The sequence below is a fragment of the Methanothermobacter sp. genome, from assembly GCF_030055425.1.
Lineage (GTDB): Archaea > Methanobacteriota > Methanobacteria > Methanobacteriales > Methanothermobacteraceae > Methanothermobacter.
In genome coordinates this window covers 62,653-84,884 of the sequence record NZ_JASFYE010000001.1, presented here as the reverse complement: position 1 = coordinate 84,884, position 22,232 = coordinate 62,653, and the positions used below count along the sequence as shown (strand labels likewise).

The 22,232-nt window shown below is 47.7% G+C and carries 23 protein-coding genes and 1 pseudogene; 17 read left to right on the top strand and 7 right to left on the bottom strand.

What is annotated here, in order from left to right; genetic code table 11:
- Nucleotides 1–50 precede the first annotated feature (50 nt).
- The 6 genes from rpl37A to QFX39_RS00460 are packed head-to-tail and all read left to right on the top strand — an operon-like array spanning nt 51 to nt 1,861.
- A complete protein-coding gene (gene rpl37A, locus QFX39_RS00485; protein ID WP_010876320.1) occupies nt 51–320 on the top strand; it encodes a 50S ribosomal protein L37Ae in 270 nt (89 codons plus the stop codon).
- A 1-nt stretch (nt 321) separates the two neighbouring features.
- Nucleotides 322–453, top strand: a complete 132-nt coding sequence (locus QFX39_RS00480) for a DNA-directed RNA polymerase subunit P (protein WP_048901205.1) — start codon at nt 322–324, stop codon at nt 451–453.
- A gap of 1 nt (nt 454) precedes the next feature.
- Nucleotides 455–922 carry a ribosomal biosynthesis protein gene (locus QFX39_RS00475; protein ID WP_300476319.1) on the top strand — a complete coding sequence of 156 codons (468 nt, stop codon included), beginning with the start codon at nt 455–457 and terminating at the stop codon, nt 920–922.
- Between the two features lies 1 nt (nt 923).
- Entirely contained in the window at nt 924–1,196 is a 273-nt protein-coding gene (locus tag QFX39_RS00470) for a KEOPS complex subunit Pcc1 (RefSeq protein WP_300476317.1), read from the top strand.
- Nucleotides 1,197–1,219: 23 nt separating this feature from the next.
- Complete coding sequence (locus QFX39_RS00465) at nt 1,220–1,585, top strand: prefoldin subunit beta (RefSeq protein ID WP_147671820.1); 366 nt, start codon at nt 1,220–1,222, stop codon at nt 1,583–1,585.
- Nucleotides 1,586–1,861 (top strand): DUF3194 domain-containing protein, encoded by a 276-nt coding sequence (locus QFX39_RS00460; RefSeq protein ID WP_300476312.1) that lies wholly within the window; start codon nt 1,586–1,588, stop codon nt 1,859–1,861. It begins immediately after the preceding gene.
- 272 nt (nt 1,862–2,133) lie between these two features.
- On the opposite strand, the gene QFX39_RS00455 is transcribed toward QFX39_RS00460, so the two are convergent.
- The gene (locus tag QFX39_RS00455) at nt 2,134–2,715 is read right to left on the bottom strand and encodes a GNAT family N-acetyltransferase (protein WP_300476310.1); all 582 of its coding nucleotides are present in this window, start codon (nt 2,713–2,715) and stop codon (nt 2,134–2,136) included.
- 124 nt (nt 2,716–2,839) lie between these two features.
- On the opposite strand from QFX39_RS00455, the gene QFX39_RS00450 reads away from it, so the two are divergent.
- From QFX39_RS00450 to QFX39_RS00415, 8 genes are all read left to right on the top strand, one after another.
- Nucleotides 2,840–3,637, top strand: coding sequence for a nicotianamine synthase family protein (locus QFX39_RS00450; protein ID WP_300476308.1), 798 nt, complete (start codon nt 2,840–2,842; stop codon nt 3,635–3,637).
- A 362-nt stretch (nt 3,638–3,999) separates the two neighbouring features.
- Nucleotides 4,000–6,906, top strand: a complete 2,907-nt coding sequence (locus tag QFX39_RS00445) for an FmdE family protein (protein WP_300476305.1) — start codon at nt 4,000–4,002, stop codon at nt 6,904–6,906.
- 193 nt (nt 6,907–7,099) lie between these two features.
- On the top strand, nt 7,100–12,040 hold the full coding sequence (locus QFX39_RS00440) for a cobaltochelatase subunit CobN (protein WP_300476302.1): 4,941 nt from the start codon (nt 7,100–7,102) through the stop codon (nt 12,038–12,040).
- Nucleotides 12,041–12,243: 203 nt separating this feature from the next.
- Nucleotides 12,244–12,954 carry a DUF2162 domain-containing protein gene (locus QFX39_RS00435; protein ID WP_300476299.1) on the top strand — a complete coding sequence of 237 codons (711 nt, stop codon included), beginning with the start codon at nt 12,244–12,246 and terminating at the stop codon, nt 12,952–12,954.
- Nucleotides 12,955–12,970: 16 nt separating this feature from the next.
- Entirely contained in the window at nt 12,971–13,651 is a 681-nt protein-coding gene (locus QFX39_RS00430) for a MotA/TolQ/ExbB proton channel family protein (protein WP_300476296.1), read from the top strand.
- The gene (locus QFX39_RS00425) at nt 13,608–13,946 is read left to right on the top strand and encodes a DUF2149 domain-containing protein (RefSeq protein ID WP_237779774.1); all 339 of its coding nucleotides are present in this window, start codon (nt 13,608–13,610) and stop codon (nt 13,944–13,946) included. Before QFX39_RS00430 ends, QFX39_RS00425 begins: the two co-directional genes overlap by 44 nt.
- Before the next feature lie 202 nt (nt 13,947–14,148).
- Nucleotides 14,149–14,832, top strand: a complete 684-nt coding sequence (locus tag QFX39_RS00420; RefSeq protein ID WP_300476290.1) for a HisA/HisF family protein — start codon at nt 14,149–14,151, stop codon at nt 14,830–14,832.
- Nucleotides 14,829–15,653, top strand: coding sequence for a PfkB family carbohydrate kinase (locus QFX39_RS00415; RefSeq protein ID WP_300476288.1), 825 nt, complete (start codon nt 14,829–14,831; stop codon nt 15,651–15,653). Before QFX39_RS00420 ends, QFX39_RS00415 begins: the two co-directional genes overlap by 4 nt.
- Nucleotides 15,654–15,679: 26 nt before the next feature.
- Here QFX39_RS00415 and QFX39_RS00410 read toward each other — a convergent pair whose 3' ends face one another.
- Nucleotides 15,680–15,874, bottom strand: coding sequence for a hypothetical protein (locus QFX39_RS00410; protein ID WP_300477116.1), 195 nt, complete (start codon nt 15,872–15,874; stop codon nt 15,680–15,682).
- A 164-nt stretch (nt 15,875–16,038) separates the two neighbouring features.
- On the opposite strand from QFX39_RS00410, the gene pdxS reads away from it, so the two are divergent.
- The gene (gene pdxS / locus QFX39_RS00405; protein WP_300476286.1) at nt 16,039–16,920 is read left to right on the top strand and encodes a pyridoxal 5'-phosphate synthase lyase subunit PdxS; all 882 of its coding nucleotides are present in this window, start codon (nt 16,039–16,041) and stop codon (nt 16,918–16,920) included.
- Between the two features lie 26 nt (nt 16,921–16,946).
- On the opposite strand, the gene QFX39_RS00400 is transcribed toward pdxS, so the two are convergent.
- From QFX39_RS00400 to QFX39_RS00380, 5 genes and pseudogenes are all read right to left on the bottom strand, one after another.
- On the bottom strand, nt 16,947–17,471 hold the full coding sequence (locus tag QFX39_RS00400) for a hypothetical protein (protein ID WP_300476283.1): 525 nt from the start codon (nt 17,469–17,471) through the stop codon (nt 16,947–16,949).
- A 139-nt stretch (nt 17,472–17,610) separates the two neighbouring features.
- Nucleotides 17,611–17,949 carry a P-II family nitrogen regulator gene (locus QFX39_RS00395; RefSeq protein ID WP_300476280.1) on the bottom strand — a complete coding sequence of 113 codons (339 nt, stop codon included), beginning with the start codon at nt 17,947–17,949 and terminating at the stop codon, nt 17,611–17,613.
- Nucleotides 17,950–17,959: 10 nt separating this feature from the next.
- Complete coding sequence (locus tag QFX39_RS00390) at nt 17,960–19,183, bottom strand: ammonium transporter (protein ID WP_300476277.1); 1,224 nt, start codon at nt 19,181–19,183, stop codon at nt 17,960–17,962.
- 305 nt (nt 19,184–19,488) lie between these two features.
- On the bottom strand, nt 19,489–19,827 hold the full coding sequence (locus tag QFX39_RS00385) for a P-II family nitrogen regulator (RefSeq protein ID WP_300476275.1): 339 nt from the start codon (nt 19,825–19,827) through the stop codon (nt 19,489–19,491).
- 64 nt (nt 19,828–19,891) lie between these two features.
- Nucleotides 19,892–21,111 (bottom strand): annotated as a pseudogene (locus QFX39_RS00380) (ammonium transporter).
- A gap of 132 nt (nt 21,112–21,243) precedes the next feature.
- On the opposite strand from QFX39_RS00380, the gene QFX39_RS00375 reads away from it, so the two are divergent.
- Both QFX39_RS00375 and QFX39_RS00370 read left to right on the top strand, forming a co-directional pair.
- Nucleotides 21,244–21,549, top strand: a complete 306-nt coding sequence (locus QFX39_RS00375) for a hypothetical protein (protein WP_300476272.1) — start codon at nt 21,244–21,246, stop codon at nt 21,547–21,549.
- A gap of 99 nt (nt 21,550–21,648) precedes the next feature.
- A complete protein-coding gene (locus QFX39_RS00370) occupies nt 21,649–22,221 on the top strand; it encodes an XRE family transcriptional regulator (protein WP_300476269.1) in 573 nt (190 codons plus the stop codon).
- The last annotated feature ends 11 nt before the right edge of the window (nt 22,222–22,232 follow it).

Below are 22,232 nucleotides of genomic sequence, written 5' to 3'. Positions count from 1 at the left end.
AAATAGTGGCCTTACAATACCTATAACATCATATTTACTGGAGTGATAAAATGGCAAGAACAAAGAAAGTTGGTATTACAGGACGTTTCGGTCCACGTTACGGTCGTAAAGCTAAAAGAGCTGTCAAGAAGATTGAAGAAGAGATGAAGAGGAAGCACGTATGCCCCAGCTGTGACAGGCCAGGTGTTAAAAGGGAGAGCAGGGGCATATGGAAGTGCAGAAAGTGTGGCGCTGTATTCACAGGCGGCGCGTACCTGCCTGTAACCCCGATGGGTAAGACAGCAGCCCGTAACATCAAGAGGATAGTTGGAGGTAAGTAGATTGTACCGTTGCGCCCAGTGCGGAACCCTGATCGACCCCAAGAAGTACATGGAGAATAAGTGCCCCAGGTGCAGGTACAGGATCCTCTTCAAGGAGGTGCCTCCTGTTAAGAGGACCATAAGGGCACGGTAGGATGCTTCTTACAACATCCAGGAAGCCCTCCCAGCGAACAAGATCGTTTTCCCAGAGGCTCTCCAGGATAATGGGCTGGAGGTATGTCAACAGGGGCAAGATGAGTATCAGGGACGTGCTCATCGAGGCATCTGGACCCGTGACTGTTGTATCTGAAAGACACGGAAACCCTTCCAGGATAACGTTCCTTGGTGAGAGGGGAGACGAGATGGGATACATCCTGTTCAACCCATCCTTTGACATCAGGGGATCCGAGAGGGATTCCACTGCTAGAAGGACAAGATCATGCCCCCCTGAACTTCAGGGCATCTGCAGGCTCATGGGTCTTGAAGTTGATCCCGAGGCATCCGGGAGCGTCTGGGAACTCAGGGAGGGTGATGATTACCCCTGGGTTATGGAGCTTTTTGATGCCACTGGCGAACCTGCAGGGTTCAAACTGCTGATAAGGGACTTTAAGACCGGTGAGTGATGTGGGTCTTAATAGAATTCAGGGATTCATTGAAATATCCACAGGAAACCCTGAATCCTCTTCAGTGGTTTACAGGGCAGTTAAGCTGGAGTTCATGGATTCTCCATCTGGAAGGTCTTCAGTTTCAGTGGACCTTGAGGATGACAGGATAACCATAAAAATCAGTGCCCGGGACACGGCATCATTCAGGGCGGCCCTAAACTCATCGCTCCGCTGGGTGAGGCTCTCAATGGATATGATGGAACTAATCCCTCCAGATCAACAGGATTCATGATTGAATTAATGAAAGGTGATAGTATGGAACTTCCACAGAATGTACAGCACCAGCTGGCCCAGTTCCAGCAGCTGCAGCAGCAGGCACAGGCAATATCTGTGCAGAAACAGACGGTTGAAATGCAGATTAATGAAACACAGAAGGCCCTTGATGAACTCTCAAAGGCTGCAGATGACGCTGAGGTATTTAAGAGTTCAGGAAACATCCTTATAAAGGTAGATAAGGGTGAAATCACAGCTGAACTTGAGGAGAAACTTGAAACTCTCCAGTTAAGGGAGAAAACCATCCAGCGACAGGAAGAACGTGTGATGAAAAAACTGCAGGAGATGCAGGTTAACATCCAGGAAGCCATGAAGGGCGCCGGGATCAATCCAGGGATGGGTAACTAATTGAGCCTTAAAAAACTCAGTGATGGGGATCTGGATGAGATATCCAGTTTCCTTTATAACACCATTTCTGATTTTATACTTGAGAGGGTCTCAGCAAAGGAGATAGTTGATATTGAGATAACTGTGAGCGTTGAATACACCGACAGGCTGGATGTTGATATCACCGCCGAGCTTCATCTCGACGAACTCTCAGATGCAGACCCCCGAATTGTTGACGAGGCAGTGGATGCTGCCTATGAGGCACTGGAGTCCTTCCTTGAAGGTTACAGGGAATGATTAGACTACGGGCTTTTCATAATTATTTGGGTTGATTGATTAATACTAATATCAGGATCATTTAAATATAAGTAATAATTTTCTTTCAAAAAGTATTTATATATCCTATGCCAACCATCATATGAGCATGAATTCCTCCTAGCTTACCAGAGTAAGCCAGCTCAACAGGGCATCCAGCTACAATCCTTTCGCTCAAAAAAAATGTCATCTGATGCCCTGTTCCTCCTCTTTTTCTAATCAAAATAAGATTTTCCTGATATCCACTCCAGGCATCAGTATTGAAGTACTCTGTGGGTTTTAAAGGGTTTCTGCATGTGGATTGTGCTGAGTTTATCTGGATTTCCAATAGTTTTAAGGGGTTTTTCCATGTGGACCGTGTTGAGTTCGTTCCCGGTGTCAAGGGTCACCCGGTAACCCATTGAGAGCCAGAATTCAAGTGCACCCCTCACATGCTTGTGCGTATGGAGGTACATCCTCCTGTACCCCATTCTGGCTGCATGGGCCTCTGCGATACCAACAAGGAGTGATGCAACCCCCCTTCTCCTGTAGTCCTCATGCACGAAGACCCTCCACAGACCCGCTGTTGTATCTGGATCATAACTGAGGCCCTCAAATTCACGGTCATAGGCGCGGAGTCCCAGGGTCCCGATTACCTTTCCACCCACTGAGGCAGAGATGAAGGTGTTACCTGGTGGATTTAGGTAGTGTTCCCTGAATTCCATGATATCCCTGTGGTAGTCTGGTATGTAACCGTAGCCAAATTCCCGCCTGATCATGTCAAACAGGAATCTTCTTATGGATTCAATTTCACTTTCTGTCTGGGGAATGGTAACCAGAATAATATCAACCACCATTCAGTATTAATTTTTAAGGGTATATATGCTCCATAGTAATACATGATTCCATACACATATTATATATGCTCTGAAGTCTTATAAAGACTGCTGTTTAATTAATTAACATCATGGAGAACCCCACATGAGCTGTTACATCTACTGGAATAAGATAAAGAGGATAGCATCCAGGCTTGAGGGGATGGACCACCACTTCGACAGGATGGATACATCCAGGGTCATACCCCTCCTTGATGAGATCGAGGAGATAGCCCATGATTCATCCATTGACTTTGAATCAGCCAGGCACATACTTGACGATGCTGAGATGAACCATGCGCTCAGGGTCATAAGAACCTTCTATGTTAACCTTGGCATGAGACTTGAACTGGAGAAGGCGGCGGAGGTTAAAGACTCAGATTCGCCATGGGAGACCCTGGAATCATTCTACTTCTACCCAAGGTACCTCCAGCTCCTCAAGAATGAGGCTGCCCTTGGAAAATTCAGGAGTGGGGAGATGGCTGTATTCATTGGGGGAGGGCCACTACCACTTACAGGGATACTCCTTGCACATATCTATGGTATGAGGGTCCATGTTGTTGAGATTGAACCTGAGATAGCTGATATATCCCGTGGTGTGATAGAGAGACTTGAACCTGGAGATGTGGATGTGATCACTGGTGATGAGACCGCACTGGCGGGTCTTGACTTTGACGTTGTTATGGTGGCTGCCCTTGCAGAACCCAAGAGGAGGGTCTTCAGGAATATACACAGGTATGTGAACCCTGATACCAGGGTTATATACAGGACTTACACAGGAATGAGGGCGATTCTCTATGCCCCCGTGACTGATGAGGATGTGGTGGGATTCAGAAGGGCGGGTATTGTGCTGCCTTCAGGTAAGGTTAACAATACCTCAGTGCTTGTTTTTAAGTGCCCGTGATGTTTCTGTTATGATCAAATCAGGGACACATGAACTTTTTTAAGCATTACCTTATCTTTTATTACTATTCTGGCAGTCCAGGCCAGATAATTATTATGAATATTAAAATAGAAAATATTAAATATGGCTGGTTTGCAATTTTAACTATAACACCATTATGGTGTTTGATAATAAATTTTCCCTCCAGCAATCAGTTCATGGGACCTTCCCATGAATCCCCTCTTTTTTTAACTGAAATTAAGTATTACATTTTGCCTTTTATCTGCCCCTAAAGTATTAACAAAATAATTATATATGTTATTACTTCTACTTATTCTGTACATTATTAAACATTACAGAAATTAAAGGAGGTGAAAAATGTTATGAGAAGACAGTATTTCATGGTTTTCATTGCTCTTCTCGTTGCTGTCGCACTGACGGGTTCAGTGAGCGCAGTAGACACAGCATGTGAGGTGGGGGTGGATGTAAAGTACGAATTTGCAGACGACAACCCCCGCATCAACCCCGACATAAACTGTATCACCGATGCAAACGGATCAAAGATCAACTTCACAAGGACCTTTGACCCGGCAGCCAACAGGACAAAGATCATTTTCAATTACCAGAACGTCACAAACACCACAAAATTCAGGATAAAGGTAACAGCACCGGGTTACAGGGACCTAGTACATGAATTCACCCTATCAACCAACCCGGTGAATCCACTGGATACCAAATACTACGCACTGCTTTCACTCAAAATGAACGCCACAGACGCCTACAAACTGGGAAGAGAGATCACCAGGAGGGCAGACCAGATCCTGAACTTCTCCCAGGGAAACGTCCTCGTCATAACAACTGCAGGTATTGTCAAGTACAGGAACGATACCACAGAGGATGTCATTGAGGGAATACTCAACCAGGCAGGCGGCCGTGTAACCTATGGTAAGGGGAACCTGCTTGTAATAAGGAAGTCACCTGTTGACCCGCTGGACACATTCTTCATACTACAGAGAGGCAGCACACTGGTGGGTGTTTACTTCAAGAATGCAAGCACATCACCGGTTGTAATCAAAACAGTCAATGGAAAACCAGTTTACACAATCGACCTTCTGAAAAACATGACTGAGGCAAACTGGAACCTTCTGGTAAGCAAATACGGAAACTACGCGTTCCCTGTTGCAAGTCTTGCAAACGCATGGATGCAGGGTGCACCATCTGATCTCCTCAGGGCCGCGGCATTCCATGGTCACATGTGCCTCGGTACCATCAGCGGTTATGCAATGAGCCTCACACTGTTAAAGTACTACCCACCGGTCATGGACTTCACCAACCCTGGATCACCAGGTGAGATAACAAGTTACGTGACAGTGGGTGTCCCAGGGGACTCAGATGACGATGCACTCCTGATGTTCCTTGACACCACACCAGGTAAGGGAGGATCCTACAGCGGATTCAACACCACGGCCACAGGTGCCGACACAAACCTTGTTGGCTTCATAAGGTGGAACCCCAACACCCTCAAGGGTGACCTCATAGTGATGAAGTTCGACAAGGAGGCACTCAGGAAACAGTTCCAGCAGCAGACAGGCAAAAAAACAGAACTCGAATTCAACGCATGGCTCATATCCAGGGTGAAACAGGACCCAACATCCCTTGTGACAATAGTGAGGGAACTTAAGAACCTCAATGCGACCCACTACTACTACCTCCTGGGAAGCGAAAACGGTGCCAACGTAACAGATAAGGTCAACAACATAACCTACCAGATTCCACCACAGATCGCCCATGGACTTGACATGGCATACATAGATAGCCTTGGACTTCCAAATGCAACCCGTGAAAACGGAACCTTCACATGGGGTAACCTGACATACGAGCAGATCAGGAAGATCGGTGCTGACGCAGCCAACCTTGCAAAACAGTTATTCCTCATAGAAAAAGGAATAAATCTTGAAAAGGACGACAGGGACCTCGTGGTACTCACATCAGCCGGTTACTCAAGGGTTAACGGTCAGGATATGAGTGCCGCCTGGGACGGAGTATTCGATGTTCTTGGTTCAAGGCTAAGCAGGGCAACACTCCTTCCAGTCCACAGACCTCTCTGGAAGCCGCTCTGGTTCACATTCGTCCTCAGGGGCTACGATGGAGTGACGATGGATGCGGTCTACATCTACTATGACCCAACAACCGGGCAGCTGATTGCAAGCAATGCATCAGACGGTAAATTTGTGAATGACATCGGACCAAGAACCCTGAACAGCACACAGCTCAGCAACAAGGTCTCAAAGGTCTTTGCAAAGGATGGCTGGTTCAACATACAGAGCATAGCAAACGCATGGAGACACGACCCACCATATGACCAGATACTGACATTCCTCTTCCACAACCATGCTTGTCCAGGTGTATCACCAGGTTACCTGATAACAGAGTACATATTCAAGAACTACCCCCTCAAGGAGGATGAGAACTACATATACCTTGGTAACACAATCTACTGCAAGGACGACGCCATAGTCTACCGCCTTGGGGTCTCACCTGGACAGGGAACCTACTTCAACCTGCGTGTTCCTGGATCAGAGAACGACCCTGAGAATGAGTATGCATACGGAGGTAACATTGAGGGAATCCTTGTGATATGGGACAACAAGAACAAGGTTGGTAAGGCAGTGGTCCTTGACTTCAAATGGCCGAGTTTCGATGTGAGCGACTGCGTCACCAGCGATGCGAAGAGGGAAAAACAGATAGCAGGTTTCATAAGCCTCTACAAGGGGGAAACACCAAGTTATCTGATCTCAGGACCTGTCGTAACCTATGACGCTGAGAGGTACATAACTGAGAGTGAACTTCAGATGATCCTCTCAGGTGCCGGTGGTCAGAACCCCATCGCCTATGTGAAGGGGCTACCTGCAAACAGGACACTTGAGGACCTCATTCCTGTGAACAATGGTGGAAGTCAGAACGGAAACCAGGGTGGTATACCTGGTGGTTCAACAGGTGGCTCCACGGGTGGTTCAAGCGGTGGTTTACCCTCAGGTTCCCATGGTAATGCAGGCCATGCAGGTTACACACCAGGTGTTGATTACAGTGCTTCACCGGCTGATGTGAGTGCAGCATCTGAGGTTTCAGAGGATTCTCCGGTGGAGGGTAAGAAGGCCTATGAGGTTACAAATGCAACCTCCACTTCCGGCGGCGCTGACTCCTCATGGTACGTCTATGGTATCGTGGGCGTCCTTGTGGCTGCTGGACTTGTGGCCTTCGGATTCCTCAGGGGCGGAGCAGGAAAATAAACACCCCAATTATTTATTTTTTTATTCGCAGGATTATTACTTTTCCTCGATTGATATTTAAATTAAGTAATATTTCAAGTTAAGTAATAATTTATTTTTAAAGTATTCTGTATAATGTAATAATAATTTATTTTTATGACATAAATCAGAGGGGTTACTGTAAATTTAAAAAAATAAAAGGAGGTGAAAAGTCATGAGAAAACAGCTCTTTACACTGACAGCAGTTCTCTTCATGATCATGCTCTGCCAGACAGTGGCAGCTGCAGATAACAGCACCGCAGGAGGTGATCCCGGAAACCTAACAGTGAACAGCACACAGGAGATCAGGGATCCTGTCGTACTTGTCATACACTCGTCAACCAGTTCCAAGATGACCAATGATGCGGCAAAGAAGGTCATGGACCTCATAAACCCCTCACAGCCAGGATACAACCCACAGAATAAGTCAACATGGACGGTCAGGTTTGAGGTAAGGACCACCACACAGATATCAAGGATGAACCCCTCTGAACTTAAAAGCCTCATTGAGTCTGCGGATATCGTTATCGCAGAGTGGCTCTTTGACTCAGGTAACTTCAGGAATGTTATGCGTGATTACCCTGAAATTGCATCTAACAGACCAAACAAGATATTCATTGTCCTTGAAAGTGACCCGGACCTCACAAACATGTCACAGATCAACGGTGTACGCATATTCCAGGGTATAGATGCCTCGGTTATCGGTAACACAGATACAAAGAACACTATCCTCTATGACCTCAAAAACTCCAACGAGGCACGCCTGAGGGCCTATGTTAATACGTACCCGCAGCTTGCACCCTGGGTGACCTATGGTCTCTACTATGCAAAGAAGGGAACCGTGAACTATGAAAACCAGTTCAAACTGCTTCTTAAGAACTTCACGGTGATGAATGGGGGCACCTGGCCATCTGAATGGGAACCAGCGGCACCCATAACCATTCCAGCGGAGATGCTCTACCGCGACGGCAGGGTCTTTACCAGCCTCGCTGATTACCTTGCAGCATACCCACTCAACGCATCACGGCCCACCATTGGAATAGCTGGCCTTGATAGCGTTCTTCTTTCAGGGGATATGGCCCACTTTGACAGCATAATAGCCAGGCTCACAGCAAGCGGAATGAATGTGATACCCGTTGTCGGGGCATATTCCGGTGTTAACGGTACACAGCCACTCAACATCTATTCGGCGATGGTCAAGTTCTTCGTCTATGACCCTGCAAACCCATCAAGGGTGATCACAGCAGCGGAGTATGAGGCCAACCCCTCAGCCTACAGGTACAGGATAGACGCCCTTGTGAGTTTCACAACATTCACACTGGGGTCTGGCTTCGTGAATCAGACCGCAGCTCTCCTTGAGAGAATGAATGTACCCGTCTTCAGGGCAATGATATCAACAAAGAGGGAAGAGGGTGAATGGTTAGTATCAGAGGACGGGCTTCTCTGGAGTGACACCTACTACCAGATAGCCATTCCAGAGACCCAGGGGATAATAGAGCCCATATTCGTTGCCGCACCAGCAAAGAGTATTGACAGTATAACAGGGGTTGAGATAGTCGCATACACACCGATAGATGAACAGATGAACTACCTGGTACAGCGAATCAGCAACTGGGTCAGGCTCAGATACCTGGCAAACTCCCAGAAAAGAATAGCACTCATCTACTACAATTACCCGCCGGGTAAGGGTAACATAGGTGCCAGTTACCTCAACGTACCTGAAACTCTCGTTGAAATACTAAGGGCACTCCAGAGCTCAGGGTACACTGTTTCAGGTTTTCCTCAGAGTGCAGAAGACCTTGTGAAGCTCCTCACCGAGAGGGGAATAAACGTTGCAACATGGGCACCGGGGGAACTGGAGAAACTTGCAAATAAAACCTCAATCATCCTCTGGGATGCAGAGGAATACTATGCATGGTTCCAGACCCTGAACCCGATTGCAAGAAAACAGGTCGTGGAGGGCCCCGTGGGTTACATTGAGGAGATGGTTAAGCTAGCGCTCAGCTACGTTTCCAGTGACACCGCATACACCGCAGCCCTCAATACCCTTGATAAGTGGTCCTCTGAGATGATGTCACTTGCAAACACCTACCCTGAGAAGGCACAGCAGGCATCAGTTCTAATAAGAAACATGACAGAAGCACTGAAGGCAGTTCTCAACAATGCAAGGACAGGTCAGAGCACAGATGCGCCGTGGAGCATGTTCTATAACTTCAAAAATGAATTCCAGAGCCTGGCAGTCCCTGGGTTCAATGGATGGGGCGCCCCGCCAGGTAATGTCATGACAGTGGAGAGAAACGGCAGAAAGTACATAGTCATACCAGGTATAATATTTGGCAACGTTTTCATTGGCCCTGAACCCCAGCGGGGATGGGAGGCAGACGTTGATAAACTCTACCACAGCACGGTCGTGGCACCACCACACCAGTACCTTGCATGGTATGCATGGGTTAACACGGTGTTCAATGCGGATGCCCAGGTCCACATAGGAAGACATGCAACATACGAGTGGCTTCCAAGAAAGCAGGTCGCACTCAGCAACTTTGACTTCTCACAGATATGTGTCAGTACAAAGCCCTCAGTCTACATCTACATCATGGACGGTGTTGGTGAAGGCATACAGTCCAAGAGGAGGGGCTATGCGGTTATAGTGGACCACCTCACACCCCCAATGAAGACAACACAGCTTTACGGAGACCTCTCAGAACTCAGAGCCCTCATTGACGATTATACAAAGACACCCGATGCAAGCCCACTAAAACAGGAGTACTTCAATTCAATAAGGAACATGGTCATAAAGCTCAACATAGCCGCAGAGATTGGTATCAGTCCAGATAACTTCACTGCAGAGGACATTGAAAGGGTTGAGGATTACCTTGTGGTCCTCCAGCAGACACTCATGCCTGTTGGTCTCCATACCTTCGGGTTAAGGTGGACCGATGAGGAGATAGCCCTCCTTGCAGCTGCAATGGTATCCTCTGATGGCGGCCCATCAAGTCCCTCACTGCAGAGGCTCATAGCATCTCTGAAGGGATGGAACTTTGACAACCTCACGGCACTGCAGGCAGAGGAGCTCAACAATATCACCATAAGCTGGGTACTCCAGGTCATGGGTGGCACACCACCAGCGGACCTTACAAACAATTCACAGGTAATTGAGCTTCTCAACAGGGCACGTGAGTACGCAGCACTGATAAGTCAGAGCTTCAGTTCAGAGATGAACTCACTTCTCGATGCACTGAACGGCGGATTTATAACACCAAGACCAGGAAATGACCCTGTAAGGAACCCCTCAGCTCTTCCAACAGGCAACAACTTCTATGCGGTATCAGAGAACCTGATGCCAACAAAGACAGCATGGAATCTGGGTAAACGCCTGGCTGACATGGCACTTGCACAGTTTGACAGGATACCTGAGAAGGTGGCAGCGGTTGTCTGGTGTGTTGAGACGGTGCGTGACGACGGTACCATGGTCTCATTTGTGCTGAGGCTGATGGGTGTGGAGCCAACATGGTCATCCACGGGGTCGGCTTCCAACCTTAAGGCGACACCACTGTCACAGCTACTCGCAGATATCAATGCAGTAAGATCTGCATCTGGACTTTCAAACTTCACAGAAAGGCCCAGGGTGGATCCGATTGTAACAACAAGCGGACTCTTCAGGGACCTGTTCCCGAGGCTCCTCATCAACATGGACAGGGCCTACAGGATTGCCCTTGCCGCTTCATACACTGAGATCGTCGCGTCCTATCCGTCACTTAAAACCTCACTTGACCATGTGCTGCAGACACTTGTGGATGCCAAGTATACAAACTTCAGGGGAAGCGAGCCCCTAACAACCAACTACATTGCACTCCACTGGATCAATGATACCCTTAGGTACATGCAGGCTGGTCTTAACGCCACGGATGCAGGTGAAATCGCCATAACAAGGATCTTCGCGCCGCCTGTTGGTGATTACGGTGCAGGTGTCAGTAAGGGTACAGAGGTATCATGGACCTGGAACGACAGAAGCGAACTTGCAGACATCTACTTCAACAGAATGAGCCATGCATACAGTGAACGTTCCTGGGGCGTTTCAATGCCCGAAACCTTTAAGGAACTCCTCAGGGGTATTCAGACGGCCTACCACAGCAGAAACACCAACCTGTATGGGGTTGTTGATAACGACGACTACTTCGACTACTTCGGCGGTCTTTCAATGGCCATCGAGATGATGAACAATGGAAGGGCCCCGGAACTCTACGTACTGAGATATGCAAACCCAGGCAATCCCAGGGTCATGTCACTGAAGCAGTTCATAGCCATTGAATACAGAACAAGGTACCTGAATCCCGAGTGGATCAGGGCAATCATGAATGAGGGGTATCAGGGGCCAAGGACCATAGCAAAGTATACATCCCACCTGGTGGGATGGGAATACACGGTGCCTGAACTCCTTGACAGTGGCTTCTGGGATGAGTACTATGACGCTGTGGTTGCAGATAAATACAATCTCGGACTGAAGACAGCCTATTCAAAGAACCCCTACGCTGCCATGGACATACTGGCACACTTTGCCGAGATGGCAAACAGGGGCCAGTGGAATGCCAGGAGTGAGCAGCTTGCATTCATCGCAGAGTGCCTTGGAAATTACGTTGCTGAGAATGGTGTTTCATGTTCAGGGTCAGTCTGCGGTGACAGGGAACTGATGAAGTGGATCAGCCAGTACATGTCCTCTGATCTCAGGAAAAAATTCACTGCAGCCCTCTACGCGGCAACAGGGGCGTCGGTGTTTGCACCTGAACCATCCGGTGATGTGAATCCAGGTGAGAATCCATCCACAGGGCCCACGACAGGTCCTTCAGGCCCTTCAGCCACTGGTGGAGGATCCTCTGGAAGAACCACCGCTGATGGTTCTGCTGGAAGAACCGCTGCGGCTTCCCAGGCAGCTGTTTCAGCATCTTCACAGGATTCAGCCGGTGAAGAGGCCGGTCAGCAGAAATCCTATGAGGTGAAGGAGACACCTTCAGCGGTTAATCAGAGAACAGAGTTCCCGTTATATGGAGTGGCGGGCATAGTTGCCATACTGGTACTTGTGGGTGTGGGATACTTCCTTGGACCTGGAAGGAGGTAGGCCCACCATAATTTATTTTTTAGAAAACATTAAATATCAGATTTAGTTTAATTTTAATAAAAATTGTTTGAATGAATTATTACTCATAGGGGGCTAATAGTAATAAGAAATCTGGTATTAAAATACTGGTTTAATACTGCAGAATAGTAATAATTTAATTTATATAGTAATTATTATAAAGTTGAAAAGAGAAGGTGTGGAACATGGACATGGCAAACCTACTGTGGCAGGCGGGAATCCTATCGGTTTTACTGATATTCGGCGTGAAGATTGGACTGGCAATGGGTTTTGCGGGGCTATCAAGGAAGATGGCCGCCCTGATAACTGCGGGTTACGGTCTGGGTATATATGGCCTCTCGGCACTTGCAAATGCCTACATGAACTCGATTCAGGGCTTCTTCAACACCTACAGTTCACTGATAACAATCATAATGGCATCTATCCTCATATTTGCCGGTGTGCACACTCTCCGTGAGTGGAAGGAACACAGGAGGGATACAGCAAAGACTGCATGCGTTGCAATGGTGGCGCCCTGTCCCTGCTGCTTCGGGGCGGTGATAGTCAGCATAATACTTGTGTCACCCATAATCGGTGTATCAGCAATCACAATCGGCAAATATTCCGGGATAATTCTGGCAGCCTTCATAGCGTTATTCTATGTATTCGCCAATGGAGTTGCATCAGCAATCAACAAACCCTACCCTGTTCTGCTGGGCAACTTCATGCTTTTTGCCGGTCTCTACTTCCTGACAGCTGCCATTGTGCTTCCAAATGTGAACAGCGCCATGAGCATGAAGATGACGCCACTGACGGTTCCAGGCATAAACACCATAATATATGTTGTGCTGGGGACACTGGCGCTTATGGGACTTGGAATTTACCTTAACAAGAGAAAGAGCACTTTCATAGAATAAGGAGAGGTGATATGATATGGTTGCAGTACCCGGCAGTGAAATACTGAGCGGCGCACTACACGTTGTCTCCCAGAGTCTCCTAATACCTGTTATAGCAGGGCTCCTGTTATTCATGGTCTATGCAATAATAACCCTTGGCGGGCTAATGTCAGAGTACTCTGGAAGAATAAGGACTGAAATCAGGGAACTGGAATCAGCTATAAAGTCAATTTCCAATCCAGGAACCCCTGAGAGGATAATTGAGGTTGTAAATTCAATGGAGATACCGCAGAGCCAGAAGGAGGTCCTTACAAATATTGCGGAAACTTCAGAACTGGGACCCAAATCAAGGGAGGCCCTTGCAAGGAAACTCATAGAGAACGAGGAGCTCAGGGCTGCAAAGAGCCTCGAGAAGACGGACATCGTGACGAGGCTCGGACCAACCCTTGGTCTCATGGGGACACTCATACCCATGGGGCCCGGCCTGGCAGCCCTCGGTGCAGGGGATATAAATACACTGGCACAGGCCATCATCATAGCCTTTGACACAACAGTCGTGGGCCTCGCATCAGGGGGTATAGCCTACGTAATCTCAAAGGTCAGGCGCAGATGGTATGAGGAGTACCTCTCAAACCTTGAGACCATGGCCGAGGCAGTGCTGGAGGTGATGGATAATGCCGCTCAGACGCCGGCGAAGGCTCCTGTCGGATCAAAATGAAGAGGACCCGATGGCCGGAAGTGCAAACCTGGTTGATGCCATGCTGGTCCTGTCTGTGGGTTTCCTCATATTCCTGGTACTCTCATGGAACATGCAGAATGTTGTATTCGCTGACATGACCCCACAGGAGCGTCAGGAAACCATGGAGGCAATGAAAAGGGCAGTTGAGGTTCAGAAGGGCCAGGAACTCAACAACACTCCCGAGACCAGTTCCGGTTCTGGTCAGGGATACGTTGAGATGGGAACCGTTTACAGGGATCCCAAGACGGGTAAGCTGATAATGGTTCAGGGGTAGCTTATCTTCTAATTTTCAGTTTTTTCTGGAAAGTTTGATGGTGATGGTTCAGATAGTTTATCCGTTCCCATTTTTGGTTTTTCTGAAAACTTTAGATGATAATGGTTCATGGTGGCTTACCATTCCCATTTTCTCTGAAAACTTTAAATATCTCAAACCCAAACTGAGTTCTGATATTTCACTTCTTCTTAGAGGTATCCATATGATTGAAGTCATACCTGTTATTGATCTGAGGGGAGGTATAGCGGTAGCCGGTAAATCAGGTGAACGTGAAAATTACAGGCCCCTCAAGACGGTGTTCTCGTCATCCCCCGACCCTGTGAACATGGCACTCTCCCTGAGGGCAGCCGGGGCGCGGTCAATCTACATAGCCGACCTTGACGCCATTGAGGGCACAGGATCCAATCTTGATCTCACAGGAAGGGTTAACCATGTGCTGCCGGTCACCCTAGACGCAGGGGTAAAAAACAGGGAGACATTCCGATTCATGCTCCAGTTTGCATCAAGGGTTGTTGCCGCGACAGAGACCCTTGAGAGTACAGAGGAACTTGAATACATCCTTAAAACCTACCCACCCGAGAGGACCGTTGTGAGCGTGGATGTTAAGGACATGAAGCTCCACTCAGAGAACATTGACCTTGAACTTGAAGAATTCAGGGACCTCCTCCTCGGCTATGAGTCTGATGTCATACTCCTTGACCTGGGGGCGGTTGGCACATCCTCAGGGTTCAACAGGAAACTCCTTGAACTCTTCAGGCCGATTATCAGGAGGATTATACCCGGCGGCGGCGTTCTACCCAGTGAGATACCTGAACTTGAGGCAATGGGTGTGGGGAAGGTTCTTGTTGGAAGGGCTCTCCATGAGGGGATGGTGAGGCCCGGGTGAACACAGAAAGGTACCTCCTTATCGGTCCTGTTAGCAGGGATCGTATAGTGAGGAGGAACTGGACAGAGTGCCGGGTGGGCGGAGCCGTTTACTACTATTCCCGGCTACTCTCACACCTTGGGGTTGACCACACGGCACTTGTAACCCTGTCAGAGGCTGACAGGCACCTTCTCTGCGAATTCCCGTCCAATACAAACATAATACCACTTTACAGGGACTCAACGGTTGAATTTGAAAATATCTATGATAACGGGGATACCTCAAGGAGAATTCAGAGGTCCAATTTTGCCAGTAACCCCATTGAAATTGGGGATATTGAAACAATTGCAGGGAAGGAGTGGACCGCCGTCCTTGCAGGTCCTCTTCTGCCCTCAGACATACCAGTGGAGACGCTGGAGTTCCTGGGAAAAATGCACAGACTCTACACAGGACTTCAGGGCTACCTGAGATACCTTGCTGGAGACATGGTCAGACTCAAGTTCAATAAGGAAATTCCGCGTGTCCTGGGGGCAGGGAACGGAGCTTTTCTTGACATCAACGAACTTCGAACAGTTTCCAGTGACATTATGGGGGCTCTTGGAACACTCAGTGAACACTGCGCTGAGGTCATAGTAACCTGTGGACCCCGGGGCTCCCTGATATCCCATAAAGGGTCCCTCATAAGGATAATGGCTGTTACTGCAGAAAGGGAACTTGACCCAACCGGGCTTGGGGATACATACATGGCTGCCTACGTCCATATGAGGAGGGCTTCTGATCCTGAGGCTGCTGGAAACTTCGCATCTCTCATGGCAACAAGAAAGCTTGAGGGAAAAATTTAAGGGAATCGCTTCCCAATGGAATGGTTTCAGATACCGAGAATCAGGGGCAGTATGATGAATGGAAGCAGCCCTGCTGCAAAGAATAGACCGAGACCTGCAAGCACCTGGTCCCTCTTATCATCCATCATACCGTTACATATGAGTATCATTCCTGTGAATCCAAGAATTGCGGGTACAGCATGTGAGTAAATCACAGACCCTGTGAATGTTCCTGCCACCATTTTTATCACGAAAAACCTGCTGTTTTAGCTATGATTCATCATCCTCTGCTTATGTTATGATTCATCATCTTAAATATTTTCGGGAGCGGCAACCCGGGCAAGATATTTAACAGTTGGTTTTCAGATATAAATATGCTGTTTATTCTAACAGGAGGAGATTGATCATGCTGCATGGTACAGAAGTACTCAAGAAGGGATTTGCAAAGATGACCAAGGGCGGCGTTATAATGGACGTTGTCAATGCTGAACAGGCTGCAATTGCAGAGGACTCAGGTGCAGTCGCTGTAATGGCCCTTGAGAAGGTACCCGCTGATATAAGGGCCTCTGGAGGAGTTGCAAGGATGGCTGATCCCAACAAGGTCCAGGAGATAATGGACGCAGTGTCCATACCTGTGATGGCCAAGGTCAGGATAGGACACTTCGTTGAGGCCCAGGTCCTTGAGGCCCTGGGGGTCGATATGATAGATGAGAGCGAGGTTCTAACCCCTGCAGATGAACGCTTCCACATAGATAAGAAGAAGTTCACTGTCCCATTTGTGTGCGGTGCAAGAAACCTTGGCGAGGCCCTCAGGAGGATAGATGAGGGCGCGGCAATGATAAGGACCAAGGGGGAACCTGGAACTGGTAACATCGTTGAAGCCGTGAGGCACATGAGGATAATGATGAGTGAGATCAGGGAGATCCAGAACAAGGAGGAAGAGGAACTCTGGGAATTCGCAAGGAAGATTGAGGCTCCCCTTGAACTTGTAAGGGAAACAGCCCGTCTTGGAAAGCTCCCGGTGGTCAACTTCGCAGCGGGTGGTGTCGCAACACCAGCAGACGCAGCACTCATGATGCAGCTTGGTGCCGACGGCGTGTTTGTTGGTTCAGGTATATTCAAGTCAGATAACCCTGAGGGATATGCGAGGGCCATTGTTGAGGCCACAGCCCACTACGACGAACCTGAGGTCATAGCGGATGTTTCAAGGGGCCTTGGCACAGCCATGAGGGGACTTGAAATCAGTGAAATCCCTGAAGAGGGTAGAATGCAGGATAGGGGATGGTAAATCCCCTTCAATTGATTAATTTTAGTTTAAACTGCCACGTAGGTTATGATGACTCTGTATGTGCCGGGGTCCGTGTAGAGGGGTACGGTTAAGTAGTAATTAATTGGAATCACTACATTAACAGCGCCCACGTATGTCCATATAGTATAAGAGGTGGTTGTAAAACTTCTTTTCGGAACCTGGATTGGCCCATATGGACTATCATATTTTATGCTGTATTTCAGATTTGAGAGGGGTATGATGTTTGAACTGTTGTTGATACTTATGAGGTCGCCGCTGGCCCTTACAGAAACTCTCAGTCTCCCACCACCTGTTTTTATGGCTACATTGGTGGCAGTATAATACTCCCTTTCTATTCCATCAGGCTCTATTGTCCCTAGGTTAAGGTTTGTGGGGTTTACAGATAAACTAACACCTATTGCAAGTGGTTCTACTGCTGACTGGTTTGCTAATGTGGTGTTCACAGTTGTGTTGTTTTTTACATCTGCAGATGCGCATCCAAGAAGGAATACTGACATTATGAGTGTTATGAGCATTATCTGACCCTTCAAGAACCCCCAACTCCTCTTTTCTCTGAGTAGGGGTATAGCATCTATATTATTAATAGTTAATTGATCGAGTCAGAGAAAAAATCAGTAGTTCATAAAGATAAAATTTAAAAAATATTAAAAAAAACAAAAATTTGTGATTTTAAACCGCCTTTTCACCGCTTTCGCCTGTTCTTATCCTCACAACCTCTTCAACTCCAGATATGAATATCTTTCCATCGCCTATGTCACCGGTCTGGGCGCTTTTCACTATCGTATCAACGACCCTATCAAGGTCCTCGTCGTTCACCACTATCTCAATCTTTGTCTTTGGTATGAGGTCTATCCTGTAGTCCCTTCCACGGTAGCTCTCGGTTATACCAAGCTGTCTCCCGCGGCCCCTTACCTCGGTCACTGTCATCCCATGGCACCCTACCTCTTCAAGGGCATTTTTAACTTCCTCGAGTTTCTCGGGTCTTATGATGGCAACTATCTCTTTCATCCTATCACCCCTATATTCTGTATCCTGTCTCCTCGTGGAGGTGGGTGTCAAGTCCCTCTATTTCCTCCTTCTCAGTTACCCTGAGGCCCACTGTGAGGTCCAGGAGCTTTCCTATCACCAGTGTAACTATGAAGGAGTAGATAGCCACAATGACAACTCCTATCACCTGTGCTGTCATCTGACCGGGGTTTCCGTAGATGAGGCCTGTTCCCAGTTCATTTATGAATGGTGCTGCGAAGATACCTGTTGCCACTGATCCCCATATACCTGACATTCCGTGTATCCCGAATACGTCAAGTGCGTCGTCGTATCCAACCTTTGGTTTGAGGTAGGATATTGCGAAGTATGATATGGCACTTGTGACGAGGCCTATGATTATTGCTGCTGGGACCGTCACAAAGCCCGCCGCTGGTGTTATTGCCACGAGCCCTGCGACTGCACCTGATATGCCACCGAGAACTGTGGGTTTACCTGTTTTGAGGTAGTCTATTATCACCCATGATAGCATACCTGCTGCTGCAGCAGTGTTGGTCACAATGAATGCTGATGCTGCCAGTCCCCCTGCTGTGAGGGCTGAACCTGCGTTGAAGCCGAACCATCCGAACCACAGGAGCGCAGCGCCTATCACTGAGTACCCAAGGTTATGTGGTAGCAGCCTTGTATCCTTCCTCTTACCAAGGAGGTATACCAGTGCGAGTGCAGCCACACCTGAGTTTATGTGGACCACTGTACCCCCTGCAAAGTCAAGGGCACCCAGCTGGGCAAGGAATCCGCCGCCCCATACCCAGTGGGCCACCGGTACATATACCAGGCTCACCCAGAGTGCAACGAATGCCAGCCATGCTGAGAATTTCATTCTCTCCACTATCGCACCTGATATGAGTGCAACTGTTATTGCAGCGAATGTTAGCTGAAAGGTTATGTAAAGGAAGTCTGGTATCGTGGGTGCGAGTTCTGCGAGTTTATCGACACCTATGCCGTTCATGAATAGGTTCGCCGGACTTCCTATGAGTCCCATTATGTCTGCCCCAAATGCAAACTGATAGCCGTAGAGCACCCATATGAGGCTTGTCACTGCGAAGGCTATCAGTGACAGGAACATCGTGTTGAGCACGTTCTCCTTTTTTGTTAAACCCCCATAGAATAGTGCCACGCCTGGAACTGTCATGAGCATCACGAGGGCCGTTGATATCAGCATCCAGGCTGTGTCACCGGAGTTTAAAACCGCGTCCATCAGAGTCATCCTCCATATAGTTGTTGTTATTATTCTGTTTTTTCACAATCTTATACTTCAATACCGGAAGGCGGAAATCAACTTCCGACACTATCACTTAGATCGTGCTCATATATAAAGATTTCGGTTAAAATTTCAGGTAAAGTGGGTGAAACTAAAATAAGTTCAAATAAGAATGTAACTTACAGAAAAATGTTAAATAAATATCAAGGGGGCTGAATTCTGGATTAATTGGTCACTGGACAGCCTTTCCCCCCTTTTCTCTCATTATCCTTAAAAAGGGGTTTTATATGATTTTTGATCCATTATATGGCCTTTTTCCCCCTTTCACCGGTTCTTATCCTCACAACATCAAGCACATCAGTTATGAAGATTTTTCCGTCTCCAATATCTCCTGTTCTTGCGTTTTCGGTTACTGTTTCAATCACCTTTTCAAGGTCCTCTGAGTCAACCACCACTTCAATCTGGACCTTTGGGATCAGGTCAACGCAGTAATCCATACCACGGTAACTCTCACGGATACCCATCTGCTGGCCCCTTCCCCTCACATCTGAGACGGTCATTCCGTGAATTCCAACCAGTTCCAGGGCATCCTTTACATCCTCAAGTTTCTCTCTTCTGATAATGGCTGTGATCCTCTTCATTGATCTTCACCTCTCTGTGAAATCTCCTTTATGTATATTCTCTTGCCCATATTTAAATCACTGATTATGTCAGTCTGTAACCGGTTTCCTCATGGAGGTTTATGTCGAGACCCTGAATCTCATCCTCCCTTTCAACACGAAGCCCTCTCCATTTCTTAAGCAGGCTGGCAAGAATGTATGTAACTGTGAAGGTGTAGATGACCACAGTAACAACACCGATAACCTGACTTGTGAACAGTGTGGTGCTTCCTGTTATGAGGCCACCACCACTGAGGGCGGGATTAAGTGATGGTATTGCAAAGAGGCCCACCCCTATTGTTCCTATAACACCTGAGACTCCGTGAATTCCGAAAACATCCAGGGCGTCATCATACCCGAGGAGGGGCTTGAGCCAGGACACAGCAAGGTAACAGATCACGGCGGCCAGAAACCCAATGAAAATAGATGCACCTATATCCACGAAGCCAGCTGCAGGGGTTATTGATGCAAGGCCTGCAACTGCACTGAAAGGGCTCCGAGAAGGGTTGGTTTTCCGGTTTTAATTCTGTCCATCAGCATCCAGCCGAGCATACCTGCTGCAGCAGAGGTGTTTGTTACAATCATTGCATCTGTGGCAAGGTTACCTGCTGAAAGGGCTGAACCTGCGTTGAATCCGAACCATCCAAACCATAGAAGACCGGTGCCTATCACCGAGTATCCAAGGTGGTGTGGCATCAGTTTCTGGTCATACCTTGGCCCGATGACCAGTGCAAGTGCAAGTGCAGCAATACCACTTGTAAGGTGCACCACTATTCCCCCTGCAAAATCATAGACACCGAGGCTCTGCAGAAATCCACCGCCCCATACCCAGTGGGCCACAGGCACGTATATGAATGTGAACCAGAGGGGAATGAAGATGATCCATGATGAAAATCTGATCCTCTCAACCACAGCACCTGATATCAGGGCAACGGTTATGGCAGCAAATGTCATCTGGAAAATTGCAAAAAGGCCCCCTGGAATTGTGGGAGCATACTCTGACGCTGATTTAAGGGCTGTAAGACTTATGCTGCTGATCTGGCTCCCTATTATCCCTGAAATGTCGCCTCCAAAGATAAGGCCATAGCCAAATAGAAACCACAGCAGACTGACCACGCCAAAGGATACAAACGATAGAAAAATTGTATTGAGAACATTTTCCCGTTTTGTGAGGCCTGAATAGAACATTGCAACGCCTGGTATGGTCATCAGGATTACCAGGGCCGTTGATATCAGCATCCAGGCTGTATCACCAGAATTTAACATTCATTATCACACTCCTTTTTTTGATACCCATATAATAAACCTGACTATATAAGGATGCCGGTAACCTCTTTCCGAATGCCATGCCAACATTAAAATATCAGAAAAATGAGAAAAACAGTAAGAGGTGTTTCATTGAACTCAACAAAAAAGGGAAGGCTCTTTGCAGTGCTCATGATAGCTCTTGTTGCATATGGCTTCTCATCCACAGTATGCATCTTCATAAAACCATCCTTTGCAGTTGAATTCCCCACAGACATCCTTCCCTCCGATGAGAAGATAGAACCCATAGGAAACCCTGATTTCCAGCCGGTAGTCCTGAGGAAACACATAATGAACGTCACCAACAACACAACCAATGAGACAGAGGTCATATTCTATACTGATAACAGAACAAACAGAACAGCGCCGGCCAGCATGGACCAGAACCAGGATCAGTAATCCACAGCCAGATTATGTTCATGAACACTTTTAAACAGCAATTTTTTTAAACTGAAATTTTAGAAATAGATACATATGACCATATTTTAAGGTGATCACGTGCCAGCAAACACTGTGGGAGAAAGAATAAAACAGCTCAGGGATAACCAGAACATCACACTGGAGGAACTTGCAGAAAGAAGTGGAGTTAATAGGGAACTCATCAAGAAAATAGAGGAGGGAGACATTCTACCATCACTCACACCCCTCATAAAGATCTCAAGGACACTTGGAGTGAGGCTCGGCACACTCCTTGATGACAGGGTTCAGGATGAGCCGGTTATAGTCAGAAAGGGAAAAACCCAGAGGGTCATACACTTCTCAGGCTATGAGGAGAGTGCAGATACAAGCAACCTCAACTTCCACTCCCTCGGTGCCGGCAAAAGCGACAGGCACATGGAGCCGTTCCTGATCGACGTTGAACTCCACAGCGACGACTTCGAACTATCATCCCATGAGGGGGAGGAGTTCATATACGTCCTGGAGGGTGAAATAGAGGTCATCTATGGACAGGAGAAGTACAGGCTCGGTGAAGGGGACAGCATATACTATGACTCTGTTGTACCCCACCACCTCCACGCAGCAGGGAAAAATGATGCAAGGATACTGGCAGTTGTCTACACACCATTCTAGCGGCTGATAGA